The sequence below is a fragment of the Streptomyces sp. NTD91 genome, from assembly GCF_059510455.1.
On record NZ_JCAJZW010000010.1, the window covers coordinates 155926 to 171141 of the forward strand.

General features: G+C 73.7%; 11 protein-coding genes. All 11 read left to right on the forward strand.

Features of this window, described 5'->3' with window-relative positions:
• Positions 1-155: 155 nt before the first annotated feature.
• Positions 156-3278 (forward strand): TolB family protein, encoded by a 3123-nt coding sequence (locus AC5WRT_RS14280; protein WP_496100273.1) that lies wholly within the window; start codon positions 156-158, stop codon positions 3276-3278.
• Positions 3275-4015 (forward strand): Pvc16 family protein, encoded by a 741-nt coding sequence (locus tag AC5WRT_RS14285; RefSeq protein ID WP_496098110.1) that lies wholly within the window; start codon positions 3275-3277, stop codon positions 4013-4015. The genes AC5WRT_RS14280 and AC5WRT_RS14285 overlap by 4 nt, the downstream gene beginning before the upstream one ends.
• The gene (locus AC5WRT_RS14290; protein WP_496098111.1) at positions 4012-6090 is read left to right on the forward strand and encodes an ATP-binding protein; all 2079 of its coding nucleotides are present in this window, start codon (positions 4012-4014) and stop codon (positions 6088-6090) included. The genes AC5WRT_RS14285 and AC5WRT_RS14290 overlap by 4 nt, the downstream gene beginning before the upstream one ends.
• A gap of 195 nt (positions 6091-6285) precedes the next feature.
• Positions 6286-7842 carry a phage tail sheath family protein gene (locus AC5WRT_RS14295; RefSeq protein WP_496100274.1) on the forward strand — a complete coding sequence of 519 codons (1557 nt, stop codon included), beginning with the start codon at positions 6286-6288 and terminating at the stop codon, positions 7840-7842.
• Positions 7843-7877: 35 nt separating this feature from the next.
• A complete protein-coding gene (locus AC5WRT_RS14300; RefSeq protein ID WP_067132325.1) occupies positions 7878-8318 on the forward strand; it encodes a phage tail protein in 441 nt (146 codons plus the stop codon).
• Positions 8315-8818 carry a hypothetical protein gene (locus AC5WRT_RS14305; RefSeq protein WP_496098113.1) on the forward strand — a complete coding sequence of 168 codons (504 nt, stop codon included), beginning with the start codon at positions 8315-8317 and terminating at the stop codon, positions 8816-8818. Before AC5WRT_RS14300 ends, AC5WRT_RS14305 begins: the two co-directional genes overlap by 4 nt.
• Entirely contained in the window at positions 8815-8973 is a 159-nt protein-coding gene (locus AC5WRT_RS14310) for a DUF6760 family protein (RefSeq protein WP_358656509.1), read from the forward strand. The genes AC5WRT_RS14305 and AC5WRT_RS14310 overlap by 4 nt, the downstream gene beginning before the upstream one ends.
• A 4-nt stretch (positions 8974-8977) precedes the next feature.
• Positions 8978-12196 carry a hypothetical protein gene (locus AC5WRT_RS14315; protein WP_496100275.1) on the forward strand — a complete coding sequence of 1073 codons (3219 nt, stop codon included), beginning with the start codon at positions 8978-8980 and terminating at the stop codon, positions 12194-12196.
• A 24-nt stretch (positions 12197-12220) separates the two neighbouring features.
• Positions 12221-12646 carry a phage tail protein gene (locus AC5WRT_RS14320; protein WP_496098115.1) on the forward strand — a complete coding sequence of 142 codons (426 nt, stop codon included), beginning with the start codon at positions 12221-12223 and terminating at the stop codon, positions 12644-12646.
• Positions 12643-13365 (forward strand): CIS tube protein, encoded by a 723-nt coding sequence (locus tag AC5WRT_RS14325; protein WP_496098134.1) that lies wholly within the window; start codon positions 12643-12645, stop codon positions 13363-13365. Before AC5WRT_RS14320 ends, AC5WRT_RS14325 begins: the two co-directional genes overlap by 4 nt.
• A complete protein-coding gene (locus tag AC5WRT_RS14330) occupies positions 13362-15185 on the forward strand; it encodes a VgrG-related protein (protein ID WP_496098116.1) in 1824 nt (607 codons plus the stop codon). Before AC5WRT_RS14325 ends, AC5WRT_RS14330 begins: the two co-directional genes overlap by 4 nt.
• Positions 15186-15216 lie beyond the last annotated feature (31 nt).

Here is a 15216-nt window from a genome sequence, read left to right on the forward strand (position 1 = left end):
ACTTCCCCCGGGCAGGTCCCCGGCGCCCTGCCGCGCGATGCCCGCTCGGACACAGAGTGACGGGGCGACCCATGTGTTCCGAGACTGCGAGGTGGACCGTGAACGGCACCGCTGACCCCGGCGGGCGACGTCGGCCGGGGAGATTCGGAGCCTCGTTGCTCCTGCTGGTCCCGCTGCTCGCGCTGACGGCGGCCTCGGGACCGGGCAGCGCCCAGGCCCAGCCCAAGGCCGTCGACGCCTCCGCCACCCGGATCGCCTACGCCGGCACCGGGCACCGCAGCCTCGGCAAGGTGGTCGACACCAAGGACAGCGAGCCGCTGTTCGGGGCGGGCCCGGCGCACTACGACGTCGAGCCGTCGGCCCTGGGCGACACGATGGTGTTCGCCAGCCGCCGCGACGAGAAGAATCCGCAGATCTATCTACGCGCCCCCGACGGCTCGGTACGCAAGCTGACCAGCGGCCGGGACGCGGCACACCCCCGGCTGACCCCGGACGGCAAGTCCGTGGTGTTCGACTCGGCGGAGCCCGGCGGCCCGAACGGCAAGAAGCAGCGCGACCTGTGGCTGGTGCGCACCGACGGCACCGGGCTGACCCGGCTGACCGACACGCCGGCGAACGAGGAGAGCCCCACGGTTTCGCCGGACGGGCAGCGCCTGGCGTACGCGTGTGACAGCGACGCGGTCTTCGGGGAGCAGATCTACGTGCGCCCGCTGGCCGGCGGCACCCCGACCCGGGTGACCGGCACGCTGGGTGACAAGGCGACGGAACCGGTGTGGAACCCGGTGAACGACCCGGGGCACCGCGACCTCATCGCGTACACCTCCACCCCCACCGCCTCCGGCAAATCGACGGGCCCCCGGCTCCGGGTGACCGGCGGCACGGTCGGCGACCAGCCGCTGCTCACCGGCACACCGACCGGCTGGCGGACCCATGGGGCGGCGTGGACGCCCGATGGGGAGGGCGTACTGTTCCTCAGTCCGGACCGCACCTGTGGCTGCGAGGGCGACTGGGACCACGTGTACCAGGTACGGAACCGCGCGTCGGGCCCGAGCCTGGTGCTCATGGAGGACCGCGCCGTCGGCACGCCGACCTGGGTCGGCCCGCAGAACGGTGGCTATGTCGTGGTGGACCGCACCTCGGCGAAGGGCAGCAACACGGCGAACGGCGTGCACGGTCCGCATGTGGTGACCCTCCAGGACGTCCGGGCGGACGGCGCCGACCCGCGTGACCTCGGGCTGACCATCCTGAACGAGGACCCGGCGGCCGACAGCAACACCGATCCGACCAAGGACCCCCTGTTCAACCCGGCGGCCGGATACGACCCGTGGACGGAGCGGCAGAACTACACACCCGACGGCCGGCGCATCGTGGTGACACGGTTCGAGGGGGACACGGACAACCGGATCGAGCGGATCTGGACGGTCGACGCCGACGGCTCCAACGCCGCGCCCATGCCGCTCGCCGGGCGCGGACCGAAGGACTGGGACACCGACCCCGCGTTGTCGCCGGATGGCAGGTTCGTCGCGTTCACCCGGACGTCGCCGGGCGGGGTCGGCTCCGCCTCCGGTCCCGGGCACATCCTGATCGCCAACGCCACCACCGGTGCGATCGTGCACGAGATCGTGCCGCCGGCCGGCCGGCAGACGGGCGGCGACGCCCAGCCCACCTGGTCCTCCGACGGCACCACGCTCGCCTTCACCCGCAACATGACCATCGACGGGAACGGCGGCAACAAGCACATCTGGACCGTGCCGGTGGACCATCCGGACCAGCAGCGCGATCTGAGCGCGACGATCTGCCCCGCCACCTGCGCGGTCATCGACGACAGTCCCGCGTTCTCGCCGGACGGCCGGCAGATCGCCTTCAACCGCAAGAACGGCGGCGGCCGGGTCGACGAGCACAACGGCATGGTGCTCACCTCCGTGTCCGGCGACACCTGCCAGGTGCTGCTGCCCGAGTCGGCCCGCGGCGACGCCGACGCCTGCCGCCGGGAGCTGCCGGACAGCTCGGTCACCGGACCCCACCAGCCGCGTGACGCGGCCTGGACCGCGGACGGCACCGGAATTGTCTTCAGCGCACGCACCGACACGCCGGTCAACTGCCCCGAGAAGCTGCATCGGTTGAATGTGGCCACCGGCCATCTGAGCGCGCTCACCCTGGAACTGCCGGGGCGGCAGAAGGAGCCGAGCGTCCAGCAGTCGGTGGACCTGGCCGTGCACGCCCCGGGCACGGTGCCCGCGGTCACCGTCGGCCACTCCACGGACGTCCGCGTCGACATCGTCAACACCGGCCCGGCCGCCTCGCCCGGCACCCGGCTGACCATCGCGCCGCCGGCCGGGGTGAGTGTGAGCAGGATCCGTCGGCCGGGCGGCACCTGTGACGCCGCCTCCCTGCAGTGCGACATCGGTGTGGTGCCGCCCGGCACGACCGTGCCGGTGACCGTGACGCTGACCGGGCTCGCCGTCGGCGACCACCCGGTGGGCTGGTCGGTCACCGGGAGCGTGATCGACCCGCAGCCCGACGACAACACCGCCCGGACCGTGGTGCCGGTGCACAAGGCCGAGCCTCCCACTCCGCCTCCGACGCCGCCGACACCGCCCACCCCGCCGCCCCCGCCCGCCCCGGAGGCCGGCCCCGGCGTCCGGGTCACCGCCCAGCCCGACCCGGGCTATGTCGGCGGCCGGGTCGTGGTGACGTACACCGTGCGCAACGGCCGTAACGCCCTGGCGACCGGGCTGCGGCTGCGGCTGCGGATGGGCCTGCCCTCCGGGATCCCGAACGGGGGGCCGCCGGCCGGCTGCGACACCCGGTGGGTGTGTGCGCTGCCGGACCTGGCACCGGGCGACTCCGCCGTCGTACGGGTGGTGCTCTCCCCCGACCACGCGCTGACCGGTCGGGTCACCGGCACCCTCACCACCACCGGCACGGACGCCGACCCGCGGGACAACCGGACGCACACCACGCTGCGGATCCTGCAGCCGAAGATCGTCGCCGTCCCGCCGATCGGCAAGCCCGGCTTCGTCACCTCGGTGCGCGGCAAGGACTTCCCGCCGGGCGTCCCGGTGCGCTTCACCTGGAAGCCGGGGATCACCGCCGCCGCGGCACCGACCGTGCCGGGGCCGGACGGCACGTTCATCGGCCAGCTGCTCATCCTCACCAAGGACCAGACGGGCCCGCGGACGATCAGCGCGAGCGGGCCCGGATTCTCCCCGGTGAAGACCGACTTCCTGGTGGTGAACGGCAGTGTGCAGCCGCCGGACGAGGTGACCCGCCGGTGATCCACGAGGTCGACGAGGCACTGCGCGGTCTGCTCGCGGAGTCGGGGCTGGAGGCGTCCGGGGTCGAGATCGTCCTCGACGCGCCGACCCGGGACTGGGCCGCGCGCCGCAACGCCCCCACCGTCTGTGCGTTCCTGTACGACATCCGGGAGGACGCGAGTCGGCGTGGCAGCGGCGCCGGGGAGGTGTACGACGCGGACGGACGTGTGGTGGCCCGCCGCACCCCGCCCCGCTGGTTCGAGCTGACGTACCTGGTCACGGCGTGGGCGAGCCGCCCGCAGGACGAGCATCGGCTGCTGGCCCAGGTGCTGGCCACGCTGGTGGCCGTCGACGCGCTGCCGGAGCGGCTGCTCACGGGCTCGCTGGCCGAACTGGGCCTGACCGTCTCGCTGGAGGCCGCCGGAGCGGGGCCCGACGGCCCGTCCGCCTCCGATGTGTGGTCGGCACTCGGCGGCGAGCTGAAGGCATCGCTCGGTGTGCGGGTGCGCGCGCCACTCGCCGGGGCGAGCAGGACGACAGCGCCGCCGGTGACCGAGGGCCTCGTGGTGCGGGCCACGGATCACCGGCAGGACGGGGCACACCGGCAGGACACGGATCAGCGGCAGGACGGGGATCCGGTGCCGGGGCGTCGGCTGCGCTACGAGGGCGTGAGCGACCCGGGGCCGGACGGTTTCGCCGGTCCGCGCGAGCGGCACCCGGCGTCCGCCCGCCGCCGCAGAGGGGGCCGCCAGCCGTGACGTATCCCGCCGATGTCGTCACCGCGGCCGGCACGGATCCCCTGTGGGAGCGGCTGCGGCTGGTCGAGGAGCGGGTCCGGCACGCGGTGGCCGCCCGCCGTGCCGTCGATCCCGACCCCGACGACCCCTACCGCGGCCAGTACCTCTCCCCCGAGGCAGTGGAGCGGATCCTGAACGATCCCGGCGGACTCGACGTGCCCGGATATGAGCCGCTGTCCCCGCCACCCGATTCCGTGCTCGGCACGCTCGCCGCACGGTTCGGGCTGTCGCCGCTCGACACCGACCTGCTGCTGATCGCGCTGGCACCGGACCTGGACGCCCGCTTCGAGCGGCTCTACGGCTATCTCAACGACGATCTGACCCGCCGTAGGCCCACGGTCGCCCTGTCGCTGGAGCTGTGCGGGCTCGCGTCTGCGTCGGCCGCCCGCTTCCGCCTCGCACCGGGAGCGCCGCTGGTCGCGGGCGGACTGCTGGAGGTCACCGAGCCGGAGCGGCCACCGCTGTCGCGGGTGCTCGCGGTACCGGACCGGGTGACCGGCCATCTGCTGGGCGGGACGGACCCGGACGCCCGGCTCGCCGGAGTGCTCGGCGAGCCTGCGGACGACCCGACGGCCGACGTGGACGAGGTGCGCCGGGCGACGCGTGCCGCCCGCACCGGAACGGGGTCGGTGCATCTGCTCGACCGGGGTGGTGACGCGCCGGGACTCGCCGGCGCGGCCCTGCGCGCGGTGGGGCTGGGCGCGCTGGTCCTCGACGCGGCGGCACTCGCCCGACGCTCCGGCGAGGTGCCCGCGCTCGCCCGGGTCGCGGCGCTGGAGGCCCGCCTCACCGGTGCCGGAGTCGTCCTGGGCCCGCTGGAGGCACTGCCCGGGGCACCGGCCGAACGGGCCTGTGCCGTCAGCGCGTTGTGCACGGCGCTGCGCGGCGTCCCGCTGTTCACCCACGGCAGGGAGGGCTGGGACCCGGCATGGGGGCCGGACACGCCGGTCGTCCTGCCGGTGGCTCCGCCCTCCCTCGAGCGACAGGCCGCGCGCTGGCGGCACGCTCTGGCCCTGGCCGACGCCGAGGGTGCCGTAGCGGGCGACACCGATGCCCTCGCCCGGGCCGTCGCCGCGCACCGTCTGGACGGCGGACAGCTGCGGCGCGCGGCGGACGCGGCGCTGCGCTCCGCCGCGCTGGCGGGCCACCCGGTCCGCCCCGACGACCTCAGGTCCGCCGTACGCGCGCAGAACGGCGCGGGACTGGCCCGGCTGGCCCGCCGGGTGGAGCCGGCGGTCGGCTGGGACGACCTGGTGCTGCCGGAGGCGACCCACCGCCGGCTGCGTGAACTCGCCGTCCGCGCCCGCCATCGCGAGCAGGTGCTCGGACAGTGGCGGATGCGGCCCGGCGGCGGCCGGGGACGCGGCGTGATCGCGCTGTTCGCGGGCGAGTCGGGCACCGGCAAGACGATGTCGGCCGAGGTGGTCGCCGCGGACCTCGGCATGGATCTGTACGTGGTCGATCTGTCCACGGTCGTCGACAAGTACGTCGGCGAGACCGAGAAGAACCTGGAGCGGATCTTCACCGAGGCCTCCGCGGTCAATGCGGTCCTGCTCTTCGACGAGGCCGACGCGATCTTCGGCAAGCGCTCGGAGGTCAAGGACGCGCACGACCGGCACGCCAACATCGAGTCGGCGTATCTGCTGCAGCGCATGGAGTCCTTCGACGGGATCGCGGTGCTGACCACCAATCTCCGGGCCAACCTGGACGAGGCGTTCACCCGCCGGCTCGACGTGGTGGCGGAGTTCCCCGTGCCCGACGCGGCCCAGCGGCTGGCCCTGTGGGACAGGTGTCTGGGCGCCCGGCTGCCCCGCGCGGACGACCTGGACCTCGGCTTCTGCGCGGACCGGTTCGAACTGGCCGGCGGCTCCATCCGGGCCTGCGCGGTCACCGCCGCCTATCTGGCCGCGGAGTACGGGGGCCCGCTGACCATGCGGCAGTTGGTGACGGCGGTGGTGCAGGAGTACCGCAAGCTCGGTCGGCTGGTCCTGGAGAGCGAGTTCGGGCCGTATCTGGCGGACGTCCTGGGCGCGTGAGGAGCCTCACCGGCCGGTCCCGTGCCGAACTCGGGCGGCCCGGGACGCCGTTCCTTCCCCAGCGGTCCGCGCGGGCGTCCGGAAAGGCAGTGCGGTTGCCCCCGGCAAGGTACCGGCGCCCCTGCCGCCGGGCCTGATCCGCCCCGGAGACTCGGCATCGACGCAGGTGATCCGATGGAACGTGAAGGAGCGAGCATGCCGACGTACCTCACCCCGGGCGTGTACGTGGAGGAGGTGCAGTCCGGTGCCCGCCCGATCGAGGGGGTCGGCACCGCCGTCGCCGCGTTCGTCGGGTTCACCCAGAGCGGGCCCTTCCACGAACCGACCCTGGTCACCAACTGGGACCAGTACACCCAGCTGTTCGGTGGGTTCACCGAGGGCACGTACCTCGCGCACGCCGTGTACGGCTACTTCTCCAACGGCGGCGGCGCGGCCTACGTGGTGCGCATCGGCGGCTCCGCCGACGGCGCCGCCACGTCCGGAGGTGGCCAGGGGCCCCGGGACGTCCGGGCGGCCCAGCCGCTGTCGCTCGGCGGATTCCAGATCACGGCCAGGCCCGGTACCTCCGGAGTGTCGGTGGAGATCGCCGACGCCGACGGCGAGAACCCGCCCGAGGACCGCTTCAAACTGCTGGTCCGCCAGGGCGAGCAGGTGGTCGAGACGTACGACGTCTCCACCCGCAAGAACGTCAAGGGCTATGTGGTCACCCAGCTGCGCGCGTCGAAGCTGGTCGAGGTCACCGAGCAGCGTGACGCGACGCAGACGCGGCCGGCCAGCCAGACGGTGGCCGTGCCCGACGCCCCGGCCGCGCCCGCGGCGCCCGTCGCCGAGGCGGTGTCCCGGATCGACCCGGCCGAGTACGTCGGTGACGCCTCCGCCCGGACCGGCTTCGCCGGCCTCGAGAGCATCGACGAGATCACCATGGTCGCGGTCCCGGACCTGATGGGCGCCTACCAGCGCGGTGACATCGACGCCGAGGGCGTGCGCACCGTGCAGCTCGCGGTCATCTCGCACTGCGAGCAGATGGGCGACCGGGTCGCCGTCCTGGACTCTCCCCCCGGGCTCACCGCGCAGCAGGTGCGGCAGTGGCGCAACGAGGAAGCGGGCTACGACTCCCGGTACGCCACCCTCTACTACCCGTGGGTGCGGGTCTTCGACCCGGCGGCCGGCCGTAACACCACCGTCCCGCCCAGCGGTCACATCGCGGGGGTGTGGGCGCGCAGCGACGCCGAGCGCGGGGTGCACAAGGCGCCCGCCAACGAGGTGATCCGGGGCGCGGTGGACCTGGAGGTCCGGCTCAGCAAGGGCGAGCAGGACCTGCTGAACCCGATCGGCGTGAACTGCGTGCGTGCCTTCCCCGGCCGTGGCATCCGGATCTGGGGCGCCCGCACCCTGTCCTCCGACCCGGCCTGGCGCTATCTGAACGTGCGCCGTCTGTTCAACTACCTCGAAGAGTCCATCCTGTTGGGCACCCAGTGGGTGGTCTTCGAGCCGAACGACGACCGGCTGTGGTCGAGCATCCGGCGCAACGTCACCGCGTTCCTCACCGAGGAATGGCGCCGGGGCGCGCTCTTCGGCCGCACCGCCGAAGAGGCGTTCTACGTCAAGTGCGACCGCGACAACAACCCGCAGACCTCCATCGACCAGGGACGCGTCGTCTGTGAGATCGGCGTCTGTCCGGTCAAGCCCGCCGAGTTCGTGGTGTTCCGGCTGGCCCAGTTCTCCGACAGCACCAGCCTCATCGACGAGTGACCCGCGGGTCCGCGAAGGAAAGGTGACAGACAGTCATGGCAGAAGGCGACGCTCTCTCCACTCACGTCTTCGGCGTGCAGCTCGGCGGGTACATGGTCGAGTCGATCCAGGAGATCAGCGGCTTCTCCGTCGAGGAGGAGGTCGTCGAGGTCAAGCAGGTCACGTCGACGGGCAAGCAGATCATCCGCAAGCAGCCCGGGGCACGACAGGCCGGCGAGATCACGATCACCCGGGGACTCGACAAGAGCAGCGAGTTCACCAAGTGGATCAAGGAGACGCTGAACAACGGTGCCGTCGACACCGCCCGGCAGAACCTGACCATCGAGATCAAGGACACCAAGGGCGAGACGGTCCGCCGTATCCAGCTGATGAACGGCTGGGCCTCGAAGTGGGAGGGTCCCTCCCTCAAGGCCGGCGAGTCCTCCGCGGCCACCGAGACCGTCACGATCGTGTTCGAGGAGATCGTCGTCGAATGAGGCGCCGTACCGTCACGGCCGGCAACCTGGAGGAGTTCCTGGAGGCGACGGCGCCCGCTCAGGCGGCCGACCAGCCCCAGGCCCCGCCGAAGACTCCGGCCGCCCGACCCGCGCCCTCTCAGGACCACGGGCTGCGCACCGAGTTCGAGTTCGAGCTGCCGCGCGGTTACGTGGACGAGGCGGGCACGCTCCACCGGCACGGCGCCATGCGTCTGGCCACCGCCCGGGACGAGCTGCGGCCGCAGATCGATCTGCGGGTCAAGGAGAACCCGGCATATCTGAGTGTGGTGCTGCTGAGCCAGGTGATCACCCGGCTCGGCACCCTCACCGATGTGCACGCGGGGATCGTGGAGCGGATGTACGCCACCGACGTCGCGTTCCTCCAGGACTTCTACCGCCGTGTCAACAGCGAGGGCCACACCCGCGCGGCGGTGGTCTGCCCGCACTGCGAGGGCGGCTTCGAGGTCGACCTCTCGGGTGGGCGCCTGGGGGAATCGTGACGTACGCACTCCCCCGGCTGCGGGAGGAGATCGCGTACATCGCCTACCACTTCCACTGGCAGCGCGAGGAGATCCTCGACCTCACCCACGCCGAGCGGCGGCAGTGGGTGGCCGAGATCGCCCGTATCAACACCCGTGTGAACGAAGGTGGCTGAGCTCATGGCATGGCGGGACAGACGGCGCCGCCGGGCCACGGCGCCAGGTGCCGGCGGCACCCCGGCAGGTCCCGGCTCCACGCAGCAGGCCGCGCCGCGTGCCGTGGGCGCGCCCGCGTCGGTGGCAGCCGGCCCGACCGTGCCCCACGACTGGGACGGCGGGTGGCGCCGTACGCCGCCGCCGACGCTGACGGTGGCCCGCGTCCCGCTCGGTGTGAGCGACGGCCTCGCCTTCCGCTCGGGTCTCGCGTCCTGGCAGGACCCGTCGTTCGACGCGGGTCTCGGCCACGCACTGCTGCCTTCCGCGCCGGTCGGCCTGGTGCGCGGCGTCACCGGTCCGGTCGCGGCGCGCGCCACCCACACCGCCGGCGGCCCCCTGCTGCTGCGCGTACCGCGTCAGCAGGCCGAAGAGGCCGCAGAGACCAGTCCGCGCGCCGAGGAACCCGGCGAGCCGCGTCCGGACACGGCCGGCGCGCAACAGGAGTCCGCTGCGCCCGTGCCTCAGGTGCCCCGCAGGGCACGACCGGGGGCCCGGCCCCACGGCACCGGCACGCGGCGGGATTCCGGGTCCCGGCAGCGGGCGGGCAGCGACTCGCCTGGCTCCGCCGGAACGGCGGCTGCGGATCGGAGCGCGACTCCTCGAGGCGTCGGGAGCAGTGACGGAGCCGGCGCGACCGCTTCGGCGGCCTCGGGCCGGGGCGGGCAGTCCGGCCAGGCCGTTCCGCATTCCGTCCAGTGCTCGGCCGGGACGTCGCCCAGCCGTGGCCTCGTTGCCGCCGGCCCCCTGGTGACCGTCGCCGCACCGGACACTCCCGTACGGCGGTCCGCCGCCGACCCGGGTCGCCGGGCCATCGACCCCGACCTGCCGGTCGTGCGACGGATCGCCGTGGTGCCCCGCTCCGCGGGAGACAGCACCGCGCCCCGGCCCGCTTCCGGCCCCGGTACGGCTCCGCACACCGGCCGCACCGCGCCGCACGGTCAGGACACGAACGGCACGACGGAACACACAGCCCCCGCCACGCCGGCGCCCGACGTCTCCGCCGCCCTGGCCCGCGCGTCGGGCACCACCGGCACCCGCTCCGTGCGCCCTCGGCCGCTCGGCCCTTCGCTGACCGTCGCCCGGCGGCCGGCCACGCCGGTGCGCCGCATCGCGGTCCTTCGGCCCACCCCTGCGGCCGCTCTCCCCGCTGCGGGCCCTGACGTGGTGCCGGAAACCATGGCTGGAGCAACGCCGAACCCCGTGCCTCCCGTGCAGCGCACCGCCGGCCCGGCACGCCCCGACAGCCGGGCGCCCCTCGGCGCTCCCCTGTCGGAACTGCCCGCCACCGCCAGGCCACTGACCACCGACGGGACCCAGGAGACCGGTCCGACCACCGGCACACACCCGTCGGCCGGACCGGAACTCCCGATCGTGCAGCGCAGGGCGAGCGCTCCTGGTACCGATGCGACGCCGGGCCCGCACGGCGCAAACGCCGCAACGCTCCAGATCCGCCCGGCGCACCAGATCCGGCCGCGGCTCGAGCCCCAGAGCCAAACCCTGACCCAGGCCCAGGCGACCGGAACGCCCCGTACCGCGGCGACCGTTCCCGAGCCGTCCGTCGCCCGGGCCCGTGCAGGTGGTGGACTCGGGGCGCCGCTGTCCGCGATGCCGCCGACCGCGGACGCGGCACCCCCGGCCGGCCCCCGTGGCGCGGCCGGCCTCCCGACCGCCGGTGGCGCCGAGGCCCTCCCGCGCGTCCAACGCACCCCGGTGCGCCCGGACCGCACCGTCACGGACACGCCCGCGACCGCTTCCGGTGCCCGGAAGCCCTCCGCGCCGCTGCTGGGCGCGACGAGCACCGAGAGCGGCGGGAGCCCGGGCTCACCTGTGATCCAAGGAGTTGCGCACCCCACGTCGAGCGCCTCGGACGCTCCCGCCGCGCCTCTGGTCACTCCGGTCGCCCCGCAATCGGCGCCTTCCAACGCGGTCGGACCCGGTGCCGTGCAACGCGCCGCCGCACCCGATCCTCCGGCGACCTCGACCGGCGAGTCGGCGACGACAGCCGGCGCGGGCCGGCCGGAGCCGGTCGTCCTCACCCGGATCGCCTCCGCGACCGATGCCGTGCAGCGCAGGACCCCGCAGACACACCCGTCCCCCGCACCGGGCCAGGCACCCACGTCCCGCGAGGCGTCGGCGTCGACACCGGCGGGCGCAGCGGAAGGCGCCGTGACCTCGACCGGCGGTCGAACGCCGGCCCGTGGGACCACGGCGGCGGACAACGCAGGCGTACGTGGACCGGCGCCGCTGGTCGTCGCCCGCTCGGTCACCGTTGCCCGGCCCGGCCCCGGCACCGACGGTGCGGACACACCCGGTGTCATCCGGCGCCGACCACTCCCGGCTCAGGGGCAGCGGTCCGCACCCCGCAGCCTCGCCCTGCTCGCCGGGCGCCCGCTCACCGTCAACACCCGCACGCCGGAAGACGTCGCGCCGCCCACGGGAACCCGCGCAGCCGAGCGACCCGTCGTCGCCGCGTCCTGGCGCCGCGCTCCGGACCCTGTCCTGAGCGCATCCGCGCCCTCGCCCGTGCCGGGTCCCGAAGTGCCGCACGTACAGCGCGCCGCTGCCGGTCCGGTGCCGTCGGGGTCCGCCGACCCGCCCTCCGGTACGTCCGGTCCACCGCGGACCCGGCCGACCGTGCCCGGAGGGCAGCCGAGCCCGCCCGTCGCACGGGGTGTACCCGTCGTACGGCCTGCTCCGCCCGTCCAACGCACCACCGCCGGCGGCGACATGGCCGTACGGCCGCTCAGCCTGCCGTTGTCCGATCCGCAGGCACCACCGCTCCAGGAGCAGCCGTACGCCCCGGCTGCCGGCGCCCCGCTCGTGCCGGTGGTCCGCGCCGCACGTACCGCACCGACCGCGCCGGCGACGGCGGCGCCGCGGGCCGCCGGCCCCACGGGGCCGGCCGTGCAGCGCGAGGCGGCCCGAGCCGGGGACGGCGCCGTGTCCGCCGGGGTGCCCGTGACGGCCGTGCCCCCGCGAGGGCGGCAACGGTCGTCCTCCGCGCCGCCGGTGCCCGGGACGGCCGGCGCCGGGAGGCCGGGACCGGCGGGAGCGCGGCAGGAGCCCGTGGTGGACCTGGACGAGCTGGCGCGGCGGCTGCTGGACCCGCTGGCCCGGCTGCTCCGCGCCGATCTGCGGCGTGGCCGCGAACGTGCGGGCCGCCCCTACGACGGACGCCGCTGAGGACTGGGAACGGATGACCAACGGATGACGGACAACATCTTCGCGACGAGCGTGTTCTTCCGGCTCGCGATCGGCGGCAACGATCTGGGGGCCTTCCACACCTGCTCCGGCATGGGGGCCGAGGTGGAGATGGAGAGTTACGCGGAGGGCGGGAACAACGGCTTCACCTGGCAGTTGCCCGGCCGGGTCACCTGGTCGAACATCACCCTCAGCCGGCCGGTCACCGCCGACACGACGAAGATCGCGCGTTGGCTCGACGAGACGCTGCGGCGTGTGGAGCCCAAGGACGGCGAGATCGTGGCGCTGAAGCCGGATCTGACCCGCATCATCAGCTGGCAGGTGCTCGGCATCGTGCCGGTGCGCTGGCAGGGGCCGTCGTTCGACCCCTCCTCCTCGCAGGCGGCGGTGGAGACGCTGGAGATCGCCCACGAGGGACTGAGGCCTTCCTGATGCCTGCCATGCGGACGAGCCGGGCCAGGGCCCAGTTGACCCTGAAGGAACCCCCGGCGGCGGTCGGCGCGAAGCCCGGAGGGACGATCGCGCGGCTGAACCTCCAGTTCAATCCCAACACCCTGCAGCTGAGCAAGACCACCGAGTGGCGGCGCACCCCGTCGCGGATGGCAGGGCAGTCGGCGCTGCCGGAGTTCGTGGGCAGCGGGCCGCGGCAGCTGAGCCTGGAGGTCTTCCTCGACGCGACCTCGACCCATGACAACTCGGTGGAGCAGGCGGTGGAGACGCTGATGAAGGCGTGCGTGCCCAGCCCGGCGAGCCTCGCGCGGAAGAAACCGGCCAGTCCCTGGGTGCGGTTCGAGTGGGGTACGGCCCGGACGACGTCGTTCGACGGCGTGCTCTCCAGCCTGTCGGTGACGTACTCGCTGTTCGACGTGGACGGCAAACCGCTGCGGGCGACCTGTTCGCTGTCGGTGGAGGAGGCGAGCGTCGACCCACCGGGACAGAACCCGACGTCCGGCGCCCGCACGGCCCGCAGCACGCACACGGTCGTGGCCGGGGACGGCCTGGCGCTGCTGGCCTGGCGGGAGTACGGCGACGCGACGGCGTGGCGGGTCATCGCGGAGGCGAACGGAATCGACGACCCGATGGCCCTCGTGCCCGGCACCGAGCTGGTGGTGCCGGCGCTCGGGGACGCGGACGGTGAGGAGGAGCGGTGACCACACCCGAGGCGCGGGGCGGCCGGTCCTTCGCGGCGGACCCCGTCGTGGAGGCGCCCGGTGAGCTGCCGCAGATCTGGGCCGCGCAGTTGGTGAGCTGTGTGGTGGACGAGAACGTGGGCCTTCCGGACACGGCCGTGCTCACCTACCGCGATCCCGATCACGAGTTCCTGAAGTCGACCGGCATCACGCTGGGCACCCCGCTGCGGGTGTCGGTGGTGACGGTGGCCGGGCAGGCGCGGGAGCGGCTGTTCAACGGCGAGGTCACGGCGGTGGAGATCGACCGGGACGGCACCGGGTCGTTCACGGTCGTCCGCGCCTATTCCGTCGCGCACCGGCTGCAGCGAGGGCGGAAGGTGGTGGCGTACCGGAACATGACGGCCGCGGCCATCGTCCGCAAGGTGGCCGCCGGGGCGGGGCTGCCGGTCGGGAAGGTCGAGGCGGCGCCGGTCACGTACAAGCAGCTGTCGCAGGCCAATGTGTCCGACTGGGACTTCCTGCAGTATCTGGCGGGCGAGAGCGGTGCGCAGGTGCGGGTCGACGACAAGGGCGTGCTGCAGTTCACCAAGCCCGAGAAGGCCTCCGGTGCGCCCGCGCCGTCGACTCCGGCGACGCGGAGTCCGATGGTGCTGGAGTACGGGCGGAATCTGCTGGCGCTGCGGGCCGCGCTGTCGGGGGCGGACGGGGCGTCCCAGGTCGAGGTGCGCGGCTGGGACGTCACCACCAAGACGCCGCTGGTGGCCCGGCAGCAGTCGGTGACCAGCGACACCGTACTGCCCGGTCTGGCCCCTCAGTTCGGCGCCCGGTTCGGGAAGTCGGCGAAGCTGACAGTGACGGACACGCCGTACCGGACGCAGGCCGAGACGACGGCGGCCGCCGGTGCGGTCGCCGGTCAGGTGAGTGCGGGTTTCGGTGAGTTGGAGGCGCTGGCCGAGGGCAATCCGCGGCTGCGGGCGGGCCGGCCGGTCGCGCTCGGCAATGTGGGACCCGCGTTCTCCGGCAAGTACACGTCCACGGCGGTGCAGCACACCCTGGAACCGCACGGTGGCTACCGCACCACGGTGTGGGTGAGCGCCAGCCCGGACCGGTCCCTGGCCGGTCTCGTGACGGGTGCGAATGCGCCGGGGCGGGGTCCGCGCATGCCGGGCCTCGCGATCGGGGTGGTGACGGACGTGCGGGAGCCGGGCGGCGCGCAGAGCGGCGGGGTACGGCTCAAGTTCCCCTGGCTGGACGACACCTATGTGACCGACTGGGTGCGTACGGTGCAGTGGGGCGGCAAGGGCGGGGGCGGTGTGGTGAGCCCCGAGGTCAACGACGAGGTGCTGGTCGGCTTCGAGCAGGGCCTGCTGGACAGTCCGTATGTCATCGGCGGTCTGTACAACGGCGTGGACCGGCCCTCGAAGCACGACGTGCCTCTCGTGGACGAGACCAGCGGCAAGGTCAACCGCCGTTCTCTGGTGTCACGTTCGGGGCACCGGCTGGAGCTGCTGGATCCTCCGACGGGCCCGTCCGGGGTACTGCTGCGTACCGCGGACGAGCGGCTGGAGGTGCTGCTGGACGACCGGAGCAACCGGCTCGAGCTGACTGTGTACGCGGCCGGCGGCCGACGGGCGCTGTCCTCCGTGGTGATGGACGGCCAGGGCATCACGCTCGACGCGAAGACCGGGAAGGTCAGCGTGAAGGGCGGCACCGTGGAGATCGACGGCACCAACACGGTCAGGGTCGGCGGCCGGTCGGTGAGCGTCGCGGGGCACACGGACCTCACGCTCGACGGCGGTCTGCTCGGAGTGCTGAAGGCGGATCTCGTGCGTATCAATTGACACTCCCAGCCTATCTCTGACTGTCGTCATA

Coding starts and splice junctions, on each gene's coding strand:
- AC5WRT_RS14295 (WP_496100274.1), top strand. CDS start 6,286: ATGCCGACGTACCTCACCCCGGGCGTGTACGTGGAGGAGGTGCAGTCC.
- AC5WRT_RS14300 (WP_067132325.1), top strand. CDS start 7,878: ATGGCAGAAGGCGACGCTCTCTCCACTCACGTCTTCGGCGTGCAGCTC.
- AC5WRT_RS14305 (WP_496098113.1), top strand. CDS start 8,315: ATGAGGCGCCGTACCGTCACGGCCGGCAACCTGGAGGAGTTCCTGGAG.
- AC5WRT_RS14315 (WP_496100275.1), top strand. CDS start 8,978: ATGGCATGGCGGGACAGACGGCGCCGCCGGGCCACGGCGCCAGGTGCC.
- AC5WRT_RS14320 (WP_496098115.1), top strand. CDS start 12,221: ATGACGGACAACATCTTCGCGACGAGCGTGTTCTTCCGGCTCGCGATC.